General features: G+C 69.1%; 18 protein-coding genes. 2 read left to right on the plus strand and 16 right to left on the minus strand.

The annotated features are described in order from the left end of the window. Positions 1-72: 72 nt before the first annotated feature. From RIF65_RS10510 to RIF65_RS10525, 4 genes are read right to left on the minus strand one after another with little or no spacing between them, the layout of a single operon-like run. Positions 73-738 carry a GntR family transcriptional regulator gene (locus tag RIF65_RS10510; RefSeq protein ID WP_309066890.1) on the minus strand — a complete coding sequence of 222 codons (666 nt, stop codon included), beginning with the start codon at positions 736-738 and terminating at the stop codon, positions 73-75. Between the two features lie 51 nt (positions 739-789). After that, positions 790-2,148, minus strand: coding sequence for an extracellular solute-binding protein (locus RIF65_RS10515; protein WP_309066889.1), 1,359 nt, complete (start codon positions 2,146-2,148; stop codon positions 790-792). Between the two features lie 22 nt (positions 2,149-2,170). Further along, positions 2,171-3,127 (minus strand): carbohydrate ABC transporter permease, encoded by a 957-nt coding sequence (locus RIF65_RS10520; protein ID WP_309066888.1) that lies wholly within the window; start codon positions 3,125-3,127, stop codon positions 2,171-2,173. Further along, positions 3,127-4,050, minus strand: coding sequence for a carbohydrate ABC transporter permease (locus RIF65_RS10525; RefSeq protein ID WP_309066887.1), 924 nt, complete (start codon positions 4,048-4,050; stop codon positions 3,127-3,129). Before RIF65_RS10525 ends, RIF65_RS10520 begins: the two co-directional genes overlap by 1 nt. A 282-nt stretch (positions 4,051-4,332) precedes the next feature. Here RIF65_RS10525 and RIF65_RS10530 point away from each other — a divergent pair, with 282 nt between their 5' ends. After that, a complete protein-coding gene (locus RIF65_RS10530) occupies positions 4,333-5,913 on the plus strand; it encodes a stealth conserved region 3 domain-containing protein (protein ID WP_309066886.1) in 1,581 nt (526 codons plus the stop codon). 9 nt (positions 5,914-5,922) lie between these two features. On the opposite strand, the gene RIF65_RS10535 is transcribed toward RIF65_RS10530, so the two are convergent. The 9 genes from RIF65_RS10535 to RIF65_RS10575 all read right to left on the minus strand — a co-directional run bounded on the left by RIF65_RS10535 (position 5,923) and on the right by RIF65_RS10575 (position 15,198). Further along, positions 5,923-6,426 carry a heat shock protein transcriptional repressor HspR gene (locus RIF65_RS10535; protein ID WP_309066885.1) on the minus strand — a complete coding sequence of 168 codons (504 nt, stop codon included), beginning with the start codon at positions 6,424-6,426 and terminating at the stop codon, positions 5,923-5,925. Between the two features lie 19 nt (positions 6,427-6,445). Beyond that, entirely contained in the window at positions 6,446-7,426 is a 981-nt protein-coding gene (locus RIF65_RS10540) for a DnaJ C-terminal domain-containing protein (RefSeq protein WP_309066884.1), read from the minus strand. A 7-nt stretch (positions 7,427-7,433) separates the two neighbouring features. Beyond that, positions 7,434-8,090, minus strand: coding sequence for a nucleotide exchange factor GrpE (locus RIF65_RS10545; RefSeq protein WP_309082630.1), 657 nt, complete (start codon positions 8,088-8,090; stop codon positions 7,434-7,436). Positions 8,091-8,092: 2 nt separating this feature from the next. Then, entirely contained in the window at positions 8,093-9,970 is a 1,878-nt protein-coding gene (dnaK, locus tag RIF65_RS10550; protein ID WP_309066882.1) for a molecular chaperone DnaK, read from the minus strand. Between the two features lie 147 nt (positions 9,971-10,117). Continuing rightward, the gene (locus RIF65_RS10555) at positions 10,118-10,858 is read right to left on the minus strand and encodes a maleate cis-trans isomerase family protein (protein ID WP_309066881.1); all 741 of its coding nucleotides are present in this window, start codon (positions 10,856-10,858) and stop codon (positions 10,118-10,120) included. Positions 10,859-10,860: 2 nt separating this feature from the next. After that, positions 10,861-12,294, minus strand: a complete 1,434-nt coding sequence (locus RIF65_RS10560) for an amidohydrolase family protein (protein WP_309066880.1) — start codon at positions 12,292-12,294, stop codon at positions 10,861-10,863. A 2-nt stretch (positions 12,295-12,296) separates the two neighbouring features. After that, on the minus strand, positions 12,297-13,088 hold the full coding sequence (locus tag RIF65_RS10565) for an aspartate/glutamate racemase family protein (RefSeq protein ID WP_309066879.1): 792 nt from the start codon (positions 13,086-13,088) through the stop codon (positions 12,297-12,299). Positions 13,089-13,125: 37 nt separating this feature from the next. Continuing rightward, positions 13,126-13,770 (minus strand): GntR family transcriptional regulator, encoded by a 645-nt coding sequence (locus tag RIF65_RS10570; RefSeq protein ID WP_309066878.1) that lies wholly within the window; start codon positions 13,768-13,770, stop codon positions 13,126-13,128. A gap of 90 nt (positions 13,771-13,860) precedes the next feature. Further along, positions 13,861-15,198, minus strand: coding sequence for an MFS transporter (locus RIF65_RS10575; RefSeq protein ID WP_309066877.1), 1,338 nt, complete (start codon positions 15,196-15,198; stop codon positions 13,861-13,863). Positions 15,199-15,404: 206 nt separating this feature from the next. On the opposite strand from RIF65_RS10575, the gene RIF65_RS10580 reads away from it, so the two are divergent. Continuing rightward, a complete protein-coding gene (locus RIF65_RS10580; RefSeq protein WP_309066876.1) occupies positions 15,405-16,796 on the plus strand; it encodes a nucleobase:cation symporter-2 family protein in 1,392 nt (463 codons plus the stop codon). A 7-nt stretch (positions 16,797-16,803) separates the two neighbouring features. On the opposite strand, the gene RIF65_RS10585 is transcribed toward RIF65_RS10580, so the two are convergent. The 3 genes from RIF65_RS10585 to RIF65_RS10595 are packed head-to-tail and all read right to left on the minus strand — an operon-like array spanning position 16,804 to position 18,760. Further along, positions 16,804-17,265 (minus strand): DUF3817 domain-containing protein, encoded by a 462-nt coding sequence (locus RIF65_RS10585; RefSeq protein ID WP_309066875.1) that lies wholly within the window; start codon positions 17,263-17,265, stop codon positions 16,804-16,806. A gap of 56 nt (positions 17,266-17,321) precedes the next feature. After that, positions 17,322-17,549: an HNH endonuclease signature motif containing protein gene (locus RIF65_RS10590; protein WP_375142148.1), complete on the minus strand. Its 228-nt coding sequence runs from the start codon at positions 17,547-17,549 to the stop codon at positions 17,322-17,324. Beyond that, a complete protein-coding gene (locus tag RIF65_RS10595) occupies positions 17,465-18,760 on the minus strand; it encodes a DUF222 domain-containing protein (protein ID WP_309066873.1) in 1,296 nt (431 codons plus the stop codon). Before RIF65_RS10595 ends, RIF65_RS10590 begins: the two co-directional genes overlap by 85 nt. Between the last annotated feature and the right edge of the window lie 110 nt (positions 18,761-18,870).

The raw sequence follows: 18,870 nt of genomic DNA on the forward strand, positions 1-18,870 counted from the left end.
CCGAGCGTAGCAGTGTCGACTGTTAACAGTCAACACTGAGGCCACACAGATGGCCGGACGATGGCGCCCGGCTCAGCGCGGCCGGTGCTCCAGTTCGCTCAGCATCCGGTCGCGCGCGCCGTCGAGGTGCGCGGTGAGCACCTTCGCCGCCTTCGCCGGCGAGCCGCTGCGCATCACGTCGAGCAGCAGAGCGTGATCGGAGGCGGATTCGTGCAGGTCCTCGTCGTGGTTGATGGTCACCTCGAGCAGGGCCGAGAACGTGGGGAGGTACTGCCGCCACACCCCCTCCAGACGGGGGTGGTCGGCGAGCGCGTAGATCTGGGTGTGGAACTCGAGGTCGGCGGTGACGAAGGCGGGGTGGTCACCGGCATCCGCCGCCTCCGCCATCGTCTCGACCGCACGGGTGATCGCCTCCCAGCGCGCCGGATCCTTCTCGCGGATCGCGCGGCTCAGGGCGAGCTGCTCGAGCGCCCCGCGCAGGCTGTACAGCTGGTCGACGTCATCCTTGCTGAGCCCCACGACGTAGATGCCGCGCGGGCGGTGCACCTCGACGAGCTTCTCGAAGTTGAGCTGCGTGATCGCGTCACGGATCGGTCCGCGGCTGACCGCGAACTCCTCGGCGAGACCCTCCTCGGTGATGCGTTCGCCCGGTGAGAGTTCCCCGTGCACGATCCGCCGGCGCAGCACCCTGGTCACCTGCGCGCCGAGCGACTCTCCGCGCTTCACGTCCTCCGACACGCGCCCTCCCTCTGTCGACTGTTGACAGAGTACAGGGCGCGTGCCGAGGTGCTACTTCGTCGCCTTCTCGTACGCCCGCATCGCGGCATCCTGAGCGTCGGAGAGCGCCTCTTCCGGCGTCTTGTCGCCCAGCAGCGCGGCGGTGATCGCGTTGTTCAGCTCGTTCTGGATCTCCTGCCCGGCCGGCGAGGAACCGAACGATTGCCCGTACTCGACCACCTCGTAGTACGTCGAGATCACCTGGTCGAACCCGGCGTTGCCGCTCTCGACGACCCACTCGTCGCGGATCGCCTTGTCGGACTCCGGCGAACCGGTGAACAGGCCGGTGTTGACGCCGCCGTCGGCCTTCCGCGTCTCGGCGCGGGCCTCCCCGGCCGCCATCCACGCGTCGTCCGATGTCAGGTGCACCATCCAGGCGCACGCGGCCGCGGGGTTCTTCGCCCCCACCGGGATGACGAACGCCGTGCCCGACGCCACCGAGAACGGTTCACCGTCTGCGTTGCGGAACGGCACGGCCTCGAGGTCGAGCTGGTCCATGTACGGCGACAGCACGTTCGGGTACCACTGCGCGTTCACCTGCGCCCCGACCTGCCCGGCGACGAACTGGTTGTTCTCGCCGAAGGTGTCGAACGAGTCGGTGAAGCTCTTCACCGCGGCGAAGCCGCCCTGCGCGTCGGTGATCTTCTTCAGCATCTCGATGCCGGCGATGTTGCTCTCGTCGTCCAGCGTGGGCGCGCCCTTGTCGTCGTTCAGCTGCCCGCCCATGCCGAGAATCCACAGTCCGCCCTGCCCGGTGGCAACCGGGTCGAATCCCAACCGCGTGGGCACGCCGCCCGACTCCTGGTACATCTTGCCGATCGCCTCGAGCAGCACGCCGGGCTTCGAGGTGTCGATCTGGTCGGCGGTGACGCCGGCCTCGTTCATCACCTTCTTGTTCAGCAGGATCGCCGGCGGCTGGTAGAACTGCGGCACCGCCCAGATGGCGTCCTCGTAGGCGACGTCGTCCACCACGAACGGGTACCAGTGCTCGCGCGGCTCCACGTCGTGCGCGGCGAAGCACTCGTCCAGCGGCAGGATGAGATCCTGCGCCGCGTACGTGGTGACGTATCGCCGATCCATCTGCACCACGTCGGGCACGTCGCCGCTGGCGAGGCGGGTGGTGAACTTCTGCGCGTCGAACGCAGTGGCGTCGAGGTCGATCTCCACGCCGTCCAGCTGCTCGGCGGCGTAGTCGAGCCGGGACTGGCCGACGTCGTCGGCGTTCTCGAAGCCCCACGCCTTGAGCGTGCCGGTCGGGTCGGCACCGAAGTCGGCCCCCTCGGCCTGCTCCTCGGCACCTCCTCCGCCACAGCCTGCCAGCACCACGACGGATGCCGTCAGCGCGGCGATCCCCAGAATGCGCGTGCGCATGTCATTCCCCTTTCGTTCCCACTCATCCCTTGCGACCCTGCGTCGCGACACCCTCGATGAAGTACCTCTGCCCGAAGGCGAAGAGGATGAGCATCGGGAGCGTGACGACGAGGGACGCGACCATGACGTACTGATAGTCGCCGTGTCCGCCCGCGGTCGGGCTGTATTTGGTCATCGCGTACGCGATGCCCAGCGGTGCGGTGAACTCGTCCACCGAACCGGCGTTCAGGTAGATCAGCGCGGCCTGAAGGTTGTTCCAGCTGGCCTGGAACTCGAACAGGAACACGATGATGAATGACGGGATCGACAGGGGCATGGCGATGCGCCAGAACAGCCCCCAGTAGCCCGCGCCGTCCAGTCGAGCGGCCTCGAACAGCTCCCGCGGCAGCCCGAGGAAGAACTGCCGTTGCAGGAAGATGTAGAACGCGGAGCCGAACAGGTTCATCCCCCACAGCGGCACCCAGGTGCCGAGGAACCCGGTCTGTTTCCAGATCAGGTAGATCGGGATCATGGTGACCGCGCCCGGCAGCATCATCGTGGCCAGCACCAGCCCGAACAGCAGCTTCCGGCCCGGGAAGCGGAAGTACGCGAAGCCGAAGGCGACGATCGAACTCGAGATCGACACGGCGGTCGCGGCGAGCAGCGCGATGGCGATGCTGTTCCACATCCAGCTCATCAGCGGCAGCTGGTTCCACACCTCGACGTAGTTCTCGGGCATGACGGTCTTCGGGATCAGCGCGTTGTCGAAGACCTCGCCGCGCGGCTTGAGGCTCGCGGCGATCAACCAGACCAGGGGGTAGAGGAAGACCAGCGTGAAGCCGATGAGCACCCCGGTCAGCAGGACGCGTGAGAGCAGGCTCTTCGGCTGGGAGATGCGGCGCCGCCACTTCGAGCGCCCGGGCAGCGTGGTGGCGGTGACCGTTTCGGGGCCCTGGTCGGGTTCGCCCGTGCGCGGAACCATCCGCAGCGAGGAGGCCATCAGCGCTCCCCCTCGTAGTACACGAAGCGGTTGCCGAACTTCACCTGAATGACCGTGACGATCATGATGATCACGAACAGCAGCCAGGCCATGGCCGCGGCGAAGCCGAAGTCGAACTGGCGGAACGCCTGCTGGAACAGGTAGATCGCGTAGAACAGCGACGCCTCCGGCGACGAGTTGCTCTGATCCCGCCAGAACAGGATGAACGCCTGGTCGAACACCTGGAACGCCGCGATCGACAGCACGATGACGTTGAAGAACATCGCGCCCGAGATCATCGGCAGCGTGATCGCGAAGAAGCGCCGCACAGGCCCCGCACCGTCGAGCGCGGCCACCTCGTACAGCTCGGCCGGCACGTTCTTCAGCGCAGCGAGGAAGATCACCATGGTGCCGGCGACCGTCCAGAGGGTCATGATCACGATGCTCGGCTTGACCCAGGCGGGGTCGACGAGCCACTGCGGCCCCTCGATGCCGAACAGGCGCAGGAACTGATTGACGGCACCGTTGTTGCCGTTCAACAGCAGGAAGAACATCGCCGCCGTGGCGACCGGCGGCGTCATCTTCGGCAGGTAGTACACCGTGCGGAAGAAGCCGGCACCTCGGCCGACCCGGTTGAGCAGCATCGCCAGCACGAGTGCGAACACGATCTCCAACGGCACCGCGAGCACCGCGTAGAACAGTGTGTTGCCGAGCGAGACCGCCACTCGCGGATCCTCGAAGAGCCGCGCGTAGTTGTCGACGCCGGTCGGCCGGGCCGTGTTGGTGGCGAGGTTGTAGTCGCCGAACGAGATGTACAGGCTGTAGACCATCGCGCCGGCGGTGAAGACGAGGAACCCGATGATCCATGGGGAGATGAACAGGTAGCCGGCGATCGCCTCGCGCCGGTCGTAGCGGTCGCGCCCTGGAGCACGAGTCCTCTCCATGGTCCTCTTGGTCCCCGCCACTGCACACCCCCCTGTCCGGCCGTGCCCTCATCCTCGGGTCGGGGTGTGAGAGACGACGAGGCCCTTGCCCAAGTGAGGGCAGTTGTGCAAGCCCCCTGCCTTCTGATGGCCGTTCGATAAGATCGATTCACGCGCTTCTCGGCGTTTCCGCAGCCGAGCGCCCGCATTCTGAGCACGGTCACCGTCGATTCGGCGACGCCGATCGACACCTCTCAGCGACCCTCCGACCGTGTCTCGCCCGACACGTGAAGGAGGACGATGATGACGACACTCTCGGCGCTGCCCAGCCCCCGCCACCGCAGCACCGACCTGCTCACGCGGCCGGACGTGCTGCTCGACGGAGGGCTGCTGCATCTCGTCCACGACGACGTCACCCCGTGGCAGGCGCGGATCGACGACCTGCGCGTCACCGCCGACGCTCTGGACGCAGCGGGTATCCCGGTGCTGCTGATCCGGCGCGACCGGTCCACGCCCGCACTGGTCGTCGACGCGGAGCACCGGCGTGCGGTGGTGGACGCGCTGCGTGAGCACCTTCCCGCCGATCCGTTCTACGTCAAGGCGAAAGGACTCCCGCCGGTGCCCGTGGAGGACGCCGCGCCGCCGGCATCCGCTCCGTCCGCTCTGCGGGTGTACCGACCCCGCATCACCCCGCAACGCACCCTGCGATACGGGACGAGCCTGGCCGCCCGCATCGAGTTCTGGAGGTTCGGGGACCAGTTCGTCGAAGCCCCGGCCGACAACGCGCTGACCCGCGACGTCATCCCCGCCGCCGACCTGCGGTACGCGACCGTGCAGCGGTACGGGCGATCGTGGCGCACGCTGGACGGGATGTTCGACGCGCACCCGGACGAGTTCCGTGAGGACGTGGACATCGTGTTCTCGTGGGTGGACGGATCCTCCACCGACTTTCAACGGCAGCGGGCCGCGCAGCTCGCCGCGCATGTGGTGGGTGAGGGCGATGACGGGCCGGCGCGCTACCGGCACGTCGACGAGCTCCGCTACGCGCTGCGCAGCGTGCACATGTACGCACCGTGGATCCGGCGGATCTTCATCGCCACCGACTCACCGGCGCCGCGCTGGCTGGCCGACCACCCGAAGGTCAGGATCGTGCGCAGCGAGGAGTTCTTCGCCGACCCGTCGGTGCTGCCCACGCACAACTCGCACGCGGTGGAGGCGCAGCTGCACCGCATCCCCGGGCTCTCGGAGCACTTCCTGTACTCGAACGACGACATGTTCTTCGGGCGGATGGTCGAGCCGGAGCTGTTCTTCACCCCGGCCGGCACGACCAAGTTCGTGGAGAGCGAGGTGCGCATCGGTGTCGGCGACCCGCTGACGGAGCGCAGCGGCCACGACAACGGGCTGCGCGTGAATCGCGCGCTGCTACGGGAGCGCTTCGGTCGCACCATCGTGCGCGACCTCGAGCACTGCGCGGCGCCGCTGCGGCGCAGCATCCTGTTCGAGATGGAGGAGGCGTTCCCGGAGGAGTTCGCCCGCACCGCCGCGGCGCGGTTCCGGTCGGTGTCGGACATCTCGGTGACGAACAGCCTGTACCACTACTACGCGATGTTCACCGGACGGGCCGTACCCACCACCGAGGCGCGGGTCCGCTACGTGCAGACGACCATCACGGGCGCACTGGAGCGCATCCACCGGCTGACCGAGCGCACCGATCTGGACATGTTCTGCCTCAACGATGGGTGGGAGACCGAGGTCCCCGAGCAGCTGCGGATGCGGGCCGTGCGGCACGCGCTGGAGCGACTGTTCCCGATCAGGGCGCCGTGGGAAAAGTCCGACGAGATCGCCGGGTCGGGAGCGGATGCCGCGGGCGCGGCCACCGGCTGACGCCGGCGCTCAGCGGCGGCCGGGGTCCGGCCGATCCTCGTCGGCGCGGGGTGCGGCGTCGGGGCGGCCGGCATCGCTGTCCTGAGCCGTCGGCACGATCCGCGGCCGCCACAGCATGAGCTCGGTGGAGCGGCGGATGCGACGCCCGGACGGCAGTGTGATGACCTGGCCGGACGCCCCGGCGGCGAACACGCGCACGCCGGGGCGGTTCTCCCGCTCGGCGCGCAGCGCGCTCTCCAGCTCGGTGACGCGGCGGCGCAGCATCCGCACCTCGTCCTCCAGATCGAGGAGCTTGGCGATGGCGGGCAGGCTCATCCCCTCGCCGGACATCCGGGCGACCTCGCGCAGCTGCTGCACGTTGCGCAGCGAGTAGCGGCGCGAACCGCCGCGGGTGCGGCCCGGCACGACCAGGCCGATGCGGTCGTACTGGCGCAGCGTCTGCGGGTGCATGCCGGCCAGCTCCGCCGCGACGGCGATCGCGAAGAGCGGTGCATCCTCGTCGTCCGGGGTCATCCTCGCCACCTCGCTCCGCTCAGCCTCGCGCCTTGGCCATCAGATCGGCGCGCGGGTTCTCCTTGGGTTCGAGCTCATGGAACCGCTCGAGCGACTCACGGGCGGCGCCGTCGAGGTGCGACGGGACGACCACCTGCAGTTCGGCGAGCAGGTCGCCGGTGCCCTTGGCGCTCGTGATGCCCCTGCCCTTGACCCGCAGCACCCGCCCGGACGGGGTGCCCGCGGCGACGCGCAGCTTGACGACGTCGCCGCCGAGGGTGGGGACCTCGATGGTGGCGCCCAGCGCGGCCTCGGTGAACGTGACGGGCACCGTCACGCGCAGGTTGAGCCCCTCACGGGAGAACACCGGGTGCTTGCGGACCTTGACTTGCACGACGATGTCGCCGGGTTCGCCGCCGTCGGGCGACGGCCGGCCGCGGCCGCGGAGGCGGATCTTCTGCCCGTCGGCGACGCCGGCGGGGATCTTCACCTTGAACGGCTTGCCGTCCTCGGACTGGAGCGTGATCGTCTCGCCCTGCGCCGCCGTGACGAAGTCGATGGTCGTGCGTGCCGTGACGTCGGCGCCGCGCTGCGGACCGCCGAAGCCGCGGTAGCCGCCCGACGTCTGGCCGAACCGACCGGAGCCGAACGTGCTGCCGCCCTGGGTGAACATCGAGAAGATGTCATCGAAGTCGGCGGTCTGCCCGCGTCCCTGACCGAACCGGCTGAACACGTCCTCGAACCCGCCCGCGCCGCCGGAGCCGGGTGCGGTGAAGCGGGCACCCGACCCCATGGCACGGATCTCGTCGTACTCGCGACGCTGCTCGGGGTCGCTCAGGACGCTGTACGCCTCACTGATCTCCTTGAACTTCGTCTCGGCCGCGGTGTCGCCCGGGTTGGCATCCGGGTGGTACTTGCGGGCGAGCTTGCGGTACGTCTTCTTCAGCTCGGCGTCGGAGACGTCCTTCGAGACGCCCAGCGTCTTGTAGAAGTCCTTGTCGAACCAGTCCTGGCTAGCCATCGATCACCTACTCCGCAGGGACGGCGACGACGACCTTCGCAGGACGCAGTTCGACATCTCCGAGCCGGTAGCCGACCTCGACCACCTCGAGGATGGTCGACGTGGTGGCGCCCGGGGTGGGCTGCTGGAAGATCGCCTCGTGATGCTGAGGGTCGAACTCCTCGCCCTTCTCGCCGTAGGCGACCACGCCGAGCCGTTCGACGACCGTGCGCACCTTCTCGGCGATCGCGGCGAACGCGGAGCCCTCCGCGAGGTCGCCGTGCTGCTGCGCCCGGTCGAGGTCGTCCAGCACCGGGATGAGGCCCTTGGCGGCCTCGCCCTTGGCACGCGCGATCTCGATGTGGCGCTGCTCCTCGGTACGCCGACGGTAGTTGGCGTACTCCGCCTGCAGCCGCTTGAGGTCGTTGAGCAGCGCGTTCTCGGCGTCGGCGATGCCGGCATCCGGGTTGCTGTCGGGGGTGGTGGCGTCCTCGACCGGCCCGCCGTCGGCGGGGGCGGCGTTCAGGATGTCCTCGACCGTGAGGTCGTCGTCCGATCCCTCCGCCGCGGCGGCCTCGGTCGAGTCGGGGTTCACCTGCGGCTCGGGGCCGGATGCCGCAGCATCCGACCCCGCACCCTCAGGCTGAACCTCGTCGTTGTTGTCGTCGAAGTTCTTGTCCGTCATGATTACTTCTTCTCTTCGTCCTCGTCCACGACCTCGGCGTCGATGACGTCCTCGTCGTCAGACGTGGCGTCACCGGCCGGAGTCTCGCCGTCAGCGCCGGACTCGGTCCCTGCGCCTGTCGCAGCGTCCGCCTGACCCTGAGCGTAGATCGCCTCGCCGAGTTTGGTCTGCGACTGCGACAGCTTGTCGAAGGCGGACTTCACCGCCTCGTCGTCCTCGCCGGCCAGGGCGGTCTTGAGGGCGTCGACGTCGCCCTGCACCTCGGACTTGACGTCCTCGGGCAGCTTGTCCTCGTTGTCCTTGATCAGCTTCTCGATCGAGTAGGCGAGAGTCTCGGCCTGGTTACGGGTCTCGGCGGCCTCGCGGCGCTTCTTGTCCTCCGCTGCGTGCTCCTCGGCCTCGCGCACCATGCGGTCGATGTCTTCCTTGGACAGCGACGAGCCGCCGGTGATCGTCATCGACTGCTCCTTGCCGGTGCCCTTGTCCTTGGCGGACACGTGCACGATGCCGTTGGCGTCGATGTCGAAGGTGACCTCGATCTGCGGGATGCCGCGCGGAGCGGGGGCGATGCCGGTGAGCTCGAAGGTGCCCAGCGGCTTGTTGTCGCGGGTGAACTCACGCTCACCCTGGAAGACCTGGATGGCCACGGACGGCTGGTTGTCGTCAGCGGTGGTGAAGGTCTCGCTGCGCTTGGTCGGGATGGCCGTGTTGCGCTCGATGAGCTTGGTCATCATGCCACCCTTGGTCTCGATGCCGAGGCTCAGGGGGGTGACGTCGATGAGCAGCACGTCCTTGCGCTCACCCTTCAGCACACCGGCCTGCAGGGCGGCGCCGACGGCGACGACCTCGTCCGGGTTCACGCCCTTGTTCGCCTCCTTGCCGGTCTCGCGCTTGACGAGCTCGGCGACGGCGGGCATACGGGTCGAGCCGCCGACCAGCACCACGTGGGCGATGTCGGACACCTTGATGCCGGCCTCGCGGATGACGTCCTCGAACGGCTTCTTGGTGCGGTCGAGGAGGTCCTTGGTGAGGTCCTCGAACTTCGCGCGGGTGATGGTCTCGGACAGCGAGACGGGGCCGCTCTCGGTGAGCGACAGGTAGGGCAGGTTGACGCTCGTGCTGGTCGAGGAGCTGAGCTCCTTCTTCGCCTGCTCCGCGGCCTCCTTGAGTCGCTGCAGGGCGATCTTGTCGCCAGAGACGTCGACGCCGGTGGTCTCCTTGAACTGCTTGATCAGGTAGTCCACGACGCGCTGGTCCCAGTCATCGCCGCCGAGGCGGTTGTCACCGGCGGTGGCGCGCACCTGGATGGTGGAGAAGTCGTCGTCCTTGCCCACCTCGAGCAGGGAGACGTCGAAGGTTCCACCACCGAGGTCGAAGACCAGGATGAGCTCGTCCTCCTTGCCCTTGTCGAGGCCGTAGGCGAGGGCGGCGGCGGTCGGCTCGTTGATGATGCGGAGCACGTTCAGGCCGGCGATCTCGCCGGCCTCCTTGGTGGCCTGACGCTCGGCGTCGTTGAAGTACGCCGGGACGGTGATGACGGCATCCGTCACGGTGTCACCGAGGTAGGACTCCGCGTCGCGCTTCAGCTTCTGCAGGATGCGCGCGGAGATCTCCTGCGGGGTCCACTTCTTGCCGTCGACGTCGAACTTCCAGTCGGTGCCCATGTGGCGCTTGACCGACGAGATGGTGCGGTCGACGTTGGTGACGGCCTGACGCTTCGCGGTCTCACCGACGAGCACCTCGCCGTCCTTCGTGAAAGCGACGACCGAGGGGGTGGTGCGAAATCCCTCGGCGTTGGCGATGACCTTCGGCTCGCCGCCCTCGAGGACGCTGACGACGGAGTTCGTCGTACCGAGGTCGATACCGACAGCACGTGCCATGTGATTCTCCTTCTTGTTGAAGCCAAGTCTTCTGCGGCTGGTCACGGGGCGACTCCGTGAAACCTGAGCCGCGATGACTCAAGACTACGCCCGGGTGGCGGATGCTGTCAACAAAGTTGATATGAGGAGACTCAAGTTCGGGTAAGGTCAGGCCAGGAGCCGCCCCCACTTCGCATCGAGAAGCGGCGCCCCGGCGAGCACCAGGCAGTGCCAGAGGGTGACCGCGACGGAGTCCAGCACGGGCACGCCGCTGCGGTCCTCGACCTCCGCCGCGATGGGCGCGCCGTACAGGTTCGTGCAGAGGTATACCAGCGCGGCGGGGCCGGCTTCGGCCAGGTCGAGGGACGGCGCCACCAGGCTCTCGGGCACGACCCGCCCGAACGACTCGTTGTCGCTCAGGCCGAGCGCCCGGTGCCCGGTCACGGCGATGCCGTGCTCCGCGTACCGTGCGGCGACCTGCTCGTTGACATCGCTGGTGTAGGGCGTCAGCAGGCCGATGTCGGCGATGCCGAAGCGCTCGAACGCCTCGAGGTAGGCGAGCGTCGAGGTGGTGGCCGGGATGCCGGTGGCGCGGGTGATCTCCGCCGCGATGGCGCGGTCGTGGTCCACCCCGAGCCAGGAGCCCGAGGTGCCGTTCCACGCGATCACGTCCACGTCCGCGGTGGCCAGGAGCTCCGCCGCGGCACGCATCCCCGCCGCGTCGAACTGCTGGTCGGAGCCGGCGTCCAGCGCGATGCGCGTCACCGGGATCCGGGTCGAGTGGACCGTCACGTCCTCGCGCCCCTCCAGGATCCGGTACGTCATCGGCTCCAGGCAGGTGTTCGACGAGGGCGTGATCATGCCGATCCGCGTCGGCGGCGCGTCGCTCAGCACTGCGGTGCTCTCCATGGTCACGCGTCCTTTCCGGCGAGCACGGGTACGGCATCCGCTCTTGCGGCGTCGTCGCCCTGCGCGTGCCGTCCGATCAGGCGTCCGACTGCGCCGGGGTCGTGGAAGCCGTCCTGGTCGAGCACGACCCGGCCGGCGGCGATGACCACCTGGGGCCAGCCGCGCAGCATCCGTCCGTCGAACGGCGAGAAGTCGGTGCCCATGTGCAGCGCGCCGCCGTCGACGCGCCGGCTCTCCTCCGGGTCGAAGACGACCAGATCGGCGTCGAAGCCGGGCGCGATCCGCCCCTTCCGCGCGAGGCCGTGGATGCGCGCGGGCCCGGTCGAGAACAGGTCGGCGAACCGGGCGAGCAGTGCGTCGTCGGCCGGGGCGTCGCCGGCCAGGGCGCTGAAGCCGGCCGGCATCCGGGTCTCCACGCCGGGTAGCCCGTGCGGCATCTCACGCACGTCGTCGGTGCGCTCGCGCTTCTGGGTCAGGTCGTAGCAGGAGTGGTCACTGGACAGGGTGTCGACGGAACCGTCGGCGTACCGCTCCCGCAACGCGGCGACGGTCTCGGCCGAGCGCATCGGTGGGCAGCACGCGAACCATTCCGGGTAGCGGGACGCGTACACCCCGTCGTCGAGCAGCAGGTAGTGCGGGCAAGTCTCGGAGTACGCCTCCACCCCCCGCGCGCGGGCCTCGGCGACGAGATCCACGGCGCCGGGGGTGGACTGGTGGACGAAGTACACCGGGGTGTCGATGTACTCGGCCATCGCCAGCACCTCGCGCACGGAGGTCTCCTCTGCCAGCTCCGGGCGGGTGTGGTGCAGGTGCTCGATGCCGATGCGTCCGGCATCCGCATGCTCCTCGGTGCAGTCCACGATGATCGCGTCGTGCTCGGCGTGGATGATGGTCAGCCCGCCGAGACGGCGCATCTCCTTCATCACCCGGAGGACGGTGTCGTTGTCGCTCATCGTGGACCCGCGGTTGGTCATGTACATCTTCACCGACCGGATGCCCATCGCGGCGAGCGCGTCCAGCTGCTCCGGCACGGTCTCGTCCCAGGTGATCACCGAGCCGTGAAGCGCCACGTCGCAGCGCGCCTCGCGGGCGAGGTCACGCTTGTTGCGTGCGGCCTCGAGCGGCGTCTCGGTGGCGTCGCGCGGGATGCCGAAGTCCATGATCGTGGTGGTGCCGCCCCACAGAGCGGCGCTCGTCGTGATCGCGTAGTCGTCGAGCGTGCGGAACCGTCCGGTGATCTGGGCGACGTGGCAGTGCCCGTCGATGCCTCCGGGGATGACGGCGCGTCCGTTCGCGTCGATCGTGCGTCCGGCGGCGGGGATCGGGGCGGAGATGTCGAGGATGTCGTCGATGCGCCCGTCGGCGATGACGACGTGCCCGGTGAAGACGCCGTCGGCGTTCACGATCCGGGCGTTGGAGATGACGAGGTCGGTCATGGTCACTTCCCTCCCGCCACGACGGCGCCGGCGCCCTGCGCGATGTCGAGCGCGCGGTCGAGCGCCGCTGAGAGGCCCGAGCGTGCTTTGACGGGCGGCGGGGCGAACGCCCCCGCGCGATGCGCTCCCGAGTCGAGACCGACCACCGCCTCCGCGAGCCGCACGCCCGCGGCGATGCCGTCCACGACGGGCACCGGGATCTGTCCGGCCACCTCGCGGGCCAGCCCGGCCAGGGGTGCGCCGGCGAGGATGATGACGTCTGCGCCGTCCTCGGCGACAGCGCGCTGCGCCAGTTCGACCAGGGTCGGCCCGAAATCCTGCTGCACGCTGCCGATGCCGCCGAGCGCCTCCCGGATCGAGCGGATGGAGGCGAGCCGCCCGGCTAGGCCGAAGCCCTCGACGCATTCGCGATACCACGCGGTGATCCGGTCGGAGATCGCGATGATCGAGAAGCGGTACCCCTGCAGCGCCGCCGCGCAGAGGGCGGCCTCGGTGATGCCGATCACCGGGATGTCGACCAGCTCTTTCAGTGCCGGCATCCCCGGGTCGCCGAACGCGGCGACCACGACGCCGTCGATCTCGCCGGCGTCGATCTCTCCGGCGTGGGCGGCGATCACCTCGGCGACGGCGCCGGCCGCGATGAGCGATTCCAACCGCGTCTCGATGTACTGCACGCCGTACGGCGCGGTCTGCACGATCAGCTCGGTACCGGAGGCGGCCGAGCGCGCCGCTTCGGCGCGGATGAGCTCGGTGACCTCCGCACTGGTGTTCGGGTTGATGATCAGAAGTCTCATGTCGTTCCTGTCGGTGGCCGTGGCCGCCGACGGCGGCTCACGTGGTTTCTGGATACTGCTGGCGATATTTCGCGATGTGCTGTGCGGACTGCGCCGCGGCCCGTTCCGGATCTCCACTGGCGATGGCCTCGAGCAGTCGCTGGTGCTCGTCCACGAGCTCGGGGAGGTCGCGCACGTGCCGGAACAGCCAGTGCATGCGGCCCTGCAGCGGCTCGAGGGCGGTGCGCAGGAACGGGTTGCCGGCGATGCGGGTGACCTCGTCGTGGAACTCGCTGTTCAGCGCGTGCGTCTCGGCGAGACTGCCCCTGGCCAGCGCATCCTTCGCCTGTGCGACCAGGCCGGAGAGCCGGTCGATGTCTTCCGGGGTCGCGCGCTGCGCGGCCAACCGGCAGGCGAGCACCTCGAGCGCGCTCCGCACGCTGAACAGGTCCTCCACCTCGTCCTCGTCGAGCTTCGCGACCACGGAGCCCTTGGTCGCCGGTTCGGTGACCAGGCCCTCCTGCTGCAGCATCCGCAGCGCCTCGCGGACGGGGAGCCGCGAGACGTTGAACTCCGCGGCGAGATCGCGCTCGACCAGCCGCATCCCGGGGGCGTACGCCCCCTCGAAGATGCGGTTCCGCAGGGTGTCTCTGATCACCTCGCGCAGCGGCCGGTTCCGCTGATTCAGTTGTGTCTGCACCACGGGCTGATCCTCCCCCTGTCGTGGGATCCCAGCCTACCGATGCTCCCCGTCCGCGAACCGGGCCAAGGTCCGGTTCGCGGACGGAGGTGCTCATGCGCGTACGAGGCGCTTGCTGTAGTCCAGCGTGAGGACCGATACGCCCATCACGATGGCCGATCCCACGAAGTACAGCAGCGCCCAGGTGTAGCCACCGGTCGCGCCGACGATGAATCCGACGATGATCGGCGTGGAGAGGCCCGCGATGTTGCCGCTGAGGTTCATCGCCCCGCCGAGGACGCCCGCGTTCAGGGGTCCACCGAGGATGGCAGGGACCGACCAGAACAGACCGACCCAGCGCAGGAAGAAGAGCACGACCGACAGCAGCACCACGGCGGTGATCGGGTCGCCCACGATGGTCACGCCGACCAGGCCCAGGGTGACGACCAGGGCCGAGGTGCCGAGCAGCGAGCGCATCACCAGGTTGGTTCCGAGACCGCGTCCGCGCAGGTTGTCGGCGAGCAGGCCGCCGAGGATCTCGCCGACGAAGCCGGCACCGAAGATCACGAGGGTCGACCATCCGATGGTCTTGAGGTCGAAGCCCTTGGCCTCGGAGAGGTACAGCGGACCCCAGGTGAGCAGACCGTAGAAGACGCCGTTGAAACCGAGCCAGCCGAAGCACATCGCCCAGAAGGAGCGGAAGCGCAGGTACTGCACGAGCCCGCGGCGGGTGACACCGGCGGGGACGGACGCGGCCTCCTCACGGTGCGACGCCTCGAGGTACTCGGCCTCGGCGTCGTTCACGGCGCGGTGCTGGCGCGGGTTGTCGCGGACGTACCACCAGACGACGAGCCCGAGCAGCACGGTGGCCACACCGGCGATGATGAAGGCGGTGCGCCACGAGCCCGTGGACATGATCAGCCAGGTGATGAGGATGCCGCCGAGGCCCGCGCCCAGCGGAGCACCCGCGTCCAGGATGGTCGCACCCCGGCCGCGCTCCTTGTGGTGCATCCACAGCGCGTTGAGCTTGCCGCCGGCGGGCATGACGCCGGCTTCGGTGACGCCGATCGCCGCGCGGGCGATGAACATGCTCAGGAAGTTCGTCGCGAGGCCCGACAGCGCGGTGGCCGCTCCCCACCCGACGCAGGACGCGGTCATCATGGTGCGCGGACCGAATCGGTCGATGAGGTAGCCGACGGGCACCTGCATGAGCGCGTACGTCCAGAAGAACGCGGAGAGCAGGAACCCGACCATCTCGGGGGCGAGATCGAACTCCTTCTGAATGATCGGGAGCGCGACCGAGATCGAGCCGCGGTCGATGTAGTTGACGGCGACGAGGATCAGCAGAAGCACGAACAGCTTCCATCTGACCCTGGTCGGCTTGACCGAGGTCGCGGTCGGTTCGGCCACCGGGGTGGTCTCCGCCACGGTGGTCTCTTTCTGAAGGGACACCGGGGTCCTCCTTCGCTTCGTCGAGAAGGGCGTGGCCGACAGTCTTCGTCGGCCGTCATGGGGATCTTTCCTGGGATCCCACACTGGGATCCCACGGCGACAATATGACGCGACGCCGAGGCCGTCAAGAGCGGAGCTTCATATCGTCCTGACCTCGCGGCCGACGACGATACCCTGGTCTCCTCCCCATTCAGGAACCCGAGGGCATGAGCGCCGCGAAGACACCCCCCGCATCCCCCGCACGTCCCGAAGACGCCCGCCTCGGCGTCGGCCCGAATCTCGCGTACGGGTTCCAGCATGTGCTGACCATGTACGGCGGCATCATCGCCCCGCCGCTCGTGATGGGTCAGGCGGGCGGGATGAGCCAGGCCGAGATCGGGATGCTGGTCACCTGCGCCCTGTTCATCGGCGGCCTCGCCACGCTGCTGCAGACGCTCGGGCTGCCGTTCTTCGGTTCGAAGCTGCCACTGGTGCAGGGCGTGTCCTTCTCCGGCATCGCCACGATGCTCGCGATCCAGGGCGACGGCGGCATCCAGGCCGTGATGGGCGCTGTCATCGTGTCGTCTGCGATCGGCCTGCTGCTGGCGCCGGCGTTCGCGATGATCCTGCGGTTCTTCCCGCCGGTCGTGACGGGAACGGTCATCACCTCGATCGGCTTGTCGCTGCTGCCGGTCGCCGCCGGCTGGGCGATGGGCCCGAGCCCGGACGTCGAGGGGTTCGGCTCCCCTGCGAACCTCGGCCTGGCGGGGCTCACCGTCGTGCTGGTCGTCGTGCTCACGAAGCTCGGCACGCCGACCATCGCACGGTTGAGCGTGCTGCTCTCGCTTGCGATCGGCACGCTGCTCGCGGTGTTCCTCGGCGCTGCCGACTTCTCCGCGGTGCCCGAGGGGCCGATCGTCGCGTTCCCGACGCCGTTCGCCTTCGGCGCTCCGACATTCGACATCGCGGCGATCCTGTCCATGATGATCGTGATCCTCGTCACGTTCACCGAGACGACCGCCGACATCCTGGCGGTCGGGGAAGTGGTCGGCACGAAGGTGGATGCGAAGCGGATCGCCGCCGGCCTGCGCGCCGACATGGTGGCGAGCGCTGTGTCGCCGGTGTTCAACTCGTTCACGCAGAGCGCGTTCGCGCAGAACGTCGGTCTCGTGGCGATCACCGGTGTGAAGAGCCGCTTCGTCGTCGCCACCGGAGGCGCGATCCTCATCGTGCTCGGAGTGCTGCCCGTGCTGGGCAGGGTCGTGGCCGCCATCCCCACGCCGGTGCTGGGCGGTGTCGGAATCGTGTTGTTCGGCACGGTCGCCGCGAGCGGCATCGCGACGCTCGCGAAGGTCGACTACCGCAACAACCTCAACATGCTCGTCGTCGCCGGCGCGCTCGGCATCGGCCTGCTGCCGCTGGTGCGCCCCGACGTGTACGCCGGCTTCCCGGACTGGTTCACTGTCATCTTCAACTCCGCGATCAGCTCGACCACCGTGGTCGCGGTGCTGCTGAACATCGTGTTCAACCACCTCGTACGGGATCCGGACCGCAACGACGGGCGCAACGAGTTCGTCGCCGCATCGGAGCACCCGACGACGGAGCACCCGACGACGTAGCCGCCGGTCACCGTCCGCCGGGCGGGCCGACGAGCAGCAGTACGACGAACACTGCGGCGACCGCGGCCACGAGGACCAGCGCAAGCACCCACGGACGCCGCAGCAGCCAGCGCATCGTGCGGTCGTACCAGGTGCGGTCGCGCGGGTCATCGGTCTCGGCCAGGCGCCAGTGGCCGACGAGCCGGCCGGTGCGGTGCAGCTGGATCTCGACGGGGATCGTGGCGTAGGGGATGACCGCGCTGACGATGGCGGCGATCGCGACGCCCGGCATCCAACGCTGGTGGAAGGCGAGCAGCACCGCCGTCGCGCCGTAGGCGAGAAAGACGAACCCGTGGATGCCGCCGGCGGCGGTGACCAGCACGCCGGACTGCCCGACGGCGCGCGCGATCAGCGCCCCGATCAGCAGGGTCCAGGTGATCGCCTCGGCGATCGCGAGGACGCGGAACAGACGGGCAGGCGTGCGGAACATCGGTCTCCTCGAGGTCCCGTCCAGCCTATGCAGGCGGGCGGGACGGACCCGCGGCCTCAGAAGGGCGGGTCGGGGTCGCGGTCGTGGAGGGTGATGGTGTTCTGCGGGGGTGGTCGGTCGATGTGGACGCGGCCGGTGGGGCTGGTCCAGGCGAGCACCCCGCCGGGGCGGGCTTCGACGTGCCAGGGACTGTGATGCTTCAGCACATGGTGGCGCCGACAGAGCTCACTGAGGTTGTGGGTGGCGGTGGGGCCGCCGGCAGATGCCGGGATGGTGTGATCGATGTCGCAGTCCCTCGCCGGGTACCCGCAGGTGAGGAAACGGCAGCGTTTGTCGCGGGCGTGCAATAGACGGCGCAGGCGTGCGGAGGGCCGGTAGCGGTCCACGGCGAGCACGGCGCCGGTGATCGGGTGGGTGAGCACCCGGGCAGATCCACGCCCACCCCGGATGCGGCCAGCGCGCGCTCCAGGTCGTGGGCGTCGAGACCCATCAGGGTGAACACCGGGACGGTGACCTCGACGTGCGCGGTGATCCGGGCCAGCAGCCCGTCGGGGGTGTCGTGCCCGGCCGGGATACCGGTGAGCACCAGCTCGGCCAGCAGATCCGCCCGCAGCTGCCCCATCGACCGGTCATCCGCGACGAACACCGCCGACGCGTCAGCGCAGACCTCCGCCGCCGCAGCGGCATCGGCGGCGTCGGCGCGGGCCCTGTCGGCCGCGGGGCCGAACGCCGATGGCTCCCATTCCGCCCACGTAGTCGCCGGCTGCTGGTGGACGGCGGGAGTCACGGCATCCGTGTGGTGGATGATCGTCGCGCCCGCCACGCGCGCGTCCGCGACCTCCCGCGCGTTGAGGTCCTTCCGCGCGGCGGCCATGCCGCTGAGTCGGTCCAGCATCGCGTGCGCGCGCGCCGAGGAGGTCACCGCGATGAACTGCGAGTTCCCATCCGACAGATCCCGCACCCACACCCCGTGCTTGGCCGTCGCGTTCCGGTGCCGTTCCTCCGCCGGCACCGGCTGGAACTGCTCCGCCAACCCCCGCGCGATCGGGCGCAACCGGTTCGGCGACTCCCCCTCCGCGACCTCCAGCACCCGCTCCGCGTACGCGGCCCGGTCCCGCGCGTCCTGCAGATGCTCCCCCGCCTCCAGGATCACCCGCGTATGGCCGGCGCTGATCCGCCCCGCACCCTGCGCCGCCCACACCTCCGGGAACCAGGACACCAGCCAGTCGGCATCCGCCATCCGCCGCTGCACCGTCCGGTCACTCACCCGCAGCACCCCGGCAAGCTCCGCCGCCACCGCCCGCGCCGTCAGATCCGACGCGTCCACCCCGCCCGCGTTCTCCGCCATACGCAACGACACCTGCGACGCCAACGCCAGCATCCCATCCCGCGCGGCCTGCACCCCCGCCAGGGTCTGCTCGATCACCGCCACCGACGACACGATCTCGTCCAGCAGAGCGACATCCTCGTCACTGGCACCGAGCAAAGCTTCCATACCCCCAGTACACCAGGGGCCACCGACACTGGAACCCCAGATCCGCCACCGAAACTCAGCCCGCAGATCACGAATCCATAACGGTCTGGATCACGCCGGATGACGCCCGA

Source organism: Microbacterium sp., from assembly GCF_031180975.1.
In the GTDB taxonomy this organism is placed as follows: domain Bacteria; phylum Actinomycetota; class Actinomycetes; order Actinomycetales; family Microbacteriaceae; genus Microbacterium.

Bases quoted from the DNA above. Each gene is read 5' to 3' on its own strand.
- RIF65_RS10560 (WP_309066880.1), bottom strand. From the start codon at position 12,294: ATGACCGACCTCGTCATCTCCAACGCCCGGATCGTGAACGCCGACGGC.
- RIF65_RS10585 (WP_309066875.1), bottom strand. From the start codon at position 17,265: ATGTTCCGCACGCCTGCCCGTCTGTTCCGCGTCCTCGCGATCGCCGAG.
- RIF65_RS10595 (WP_309066873.1), bottom strand. From the start codon at position 18,760: ATGGAAGCTTTGCTCGGTGCCAGTGACGAGGATGTCGCTCTGCTGGAC.
- RIF65_RS10525 (WP_309066887.1), bottom strand. From the start codon at position 4,050: ATGGAGAGGACTCGTGCTCCAGGGCGCGACCGCTACGACCGGCGCGAG.
- RIF65_RS10535 (WP_309066885.1), bottom strand. From the start codon at position 6,426: ATGACCCCGGACGACGAGGATGCACCGCTCTTCGCGATCGCCGTCGCG.
- RIF65_RS10555 (WP_309066881.1), bottom strand. From the start codon at position 10,858: ATGGAGAGCACCGCAGTGCTGAGCGACGCGCCGCCGACGCGGATCGGC.
- dnaK (WP_309066882.1), bottom strand. From the start codon at position 9,970: ATGGCACGTGCTGTCGGTATCGACCTCGGTACGACGAACTCCGTCGTC.
- RIF65_RS10545 (WP_309082630.1), bottom strand. From the start codon at position 8,090: ATGACGGACAAGAACTTCGACGACAACAACGACGAGGTTCAGCCTGAG.
- RIF65_RS10540 (WP_309066884.1), bottom strand. From the start codon at position 7,426: ATGGCTAGCCAGGACTGGTTCGACAAGGACTTCTACAAGACGCTGGGC.
- RIF65_RS10580 (WP_309066876.1), top strand. From the start codon at position 15,405: ATGAGCGCCGCGAAGACACCCCCCGCATCCCCCGCACGTCCCGAAGAC.
- RIF65_RS10515 (WP_309066889.1), bottom strand. From the start codon at position 2,148: ATGCGCACGCGCATTCTGGGGATCGCCGCGCTGACGGCATCCGTCGTG.
- RIF65_RS10520 (WP_309066888.1), bottom strand. From the start codon at position 3,127: ATGGCCTCCTCGCTGCGGATGGTTCCGCGCACGGGCGAACCCGACCAG.
- RIF65_RS10530 (WP_309066886.1), top strand. From the start codon at position 4,333: ATGACGACACTCTCGGCGCTGCCCAGCCCCCGCCACCGCAGCACCGAC.
- RIF65_RS10565 (WP_309066879.1), bottom strand. From the start codon at position 13,088: ATGAGACTTCTGATCATCAACCCGAACACCAGTGCGGAGGTCACCGAG.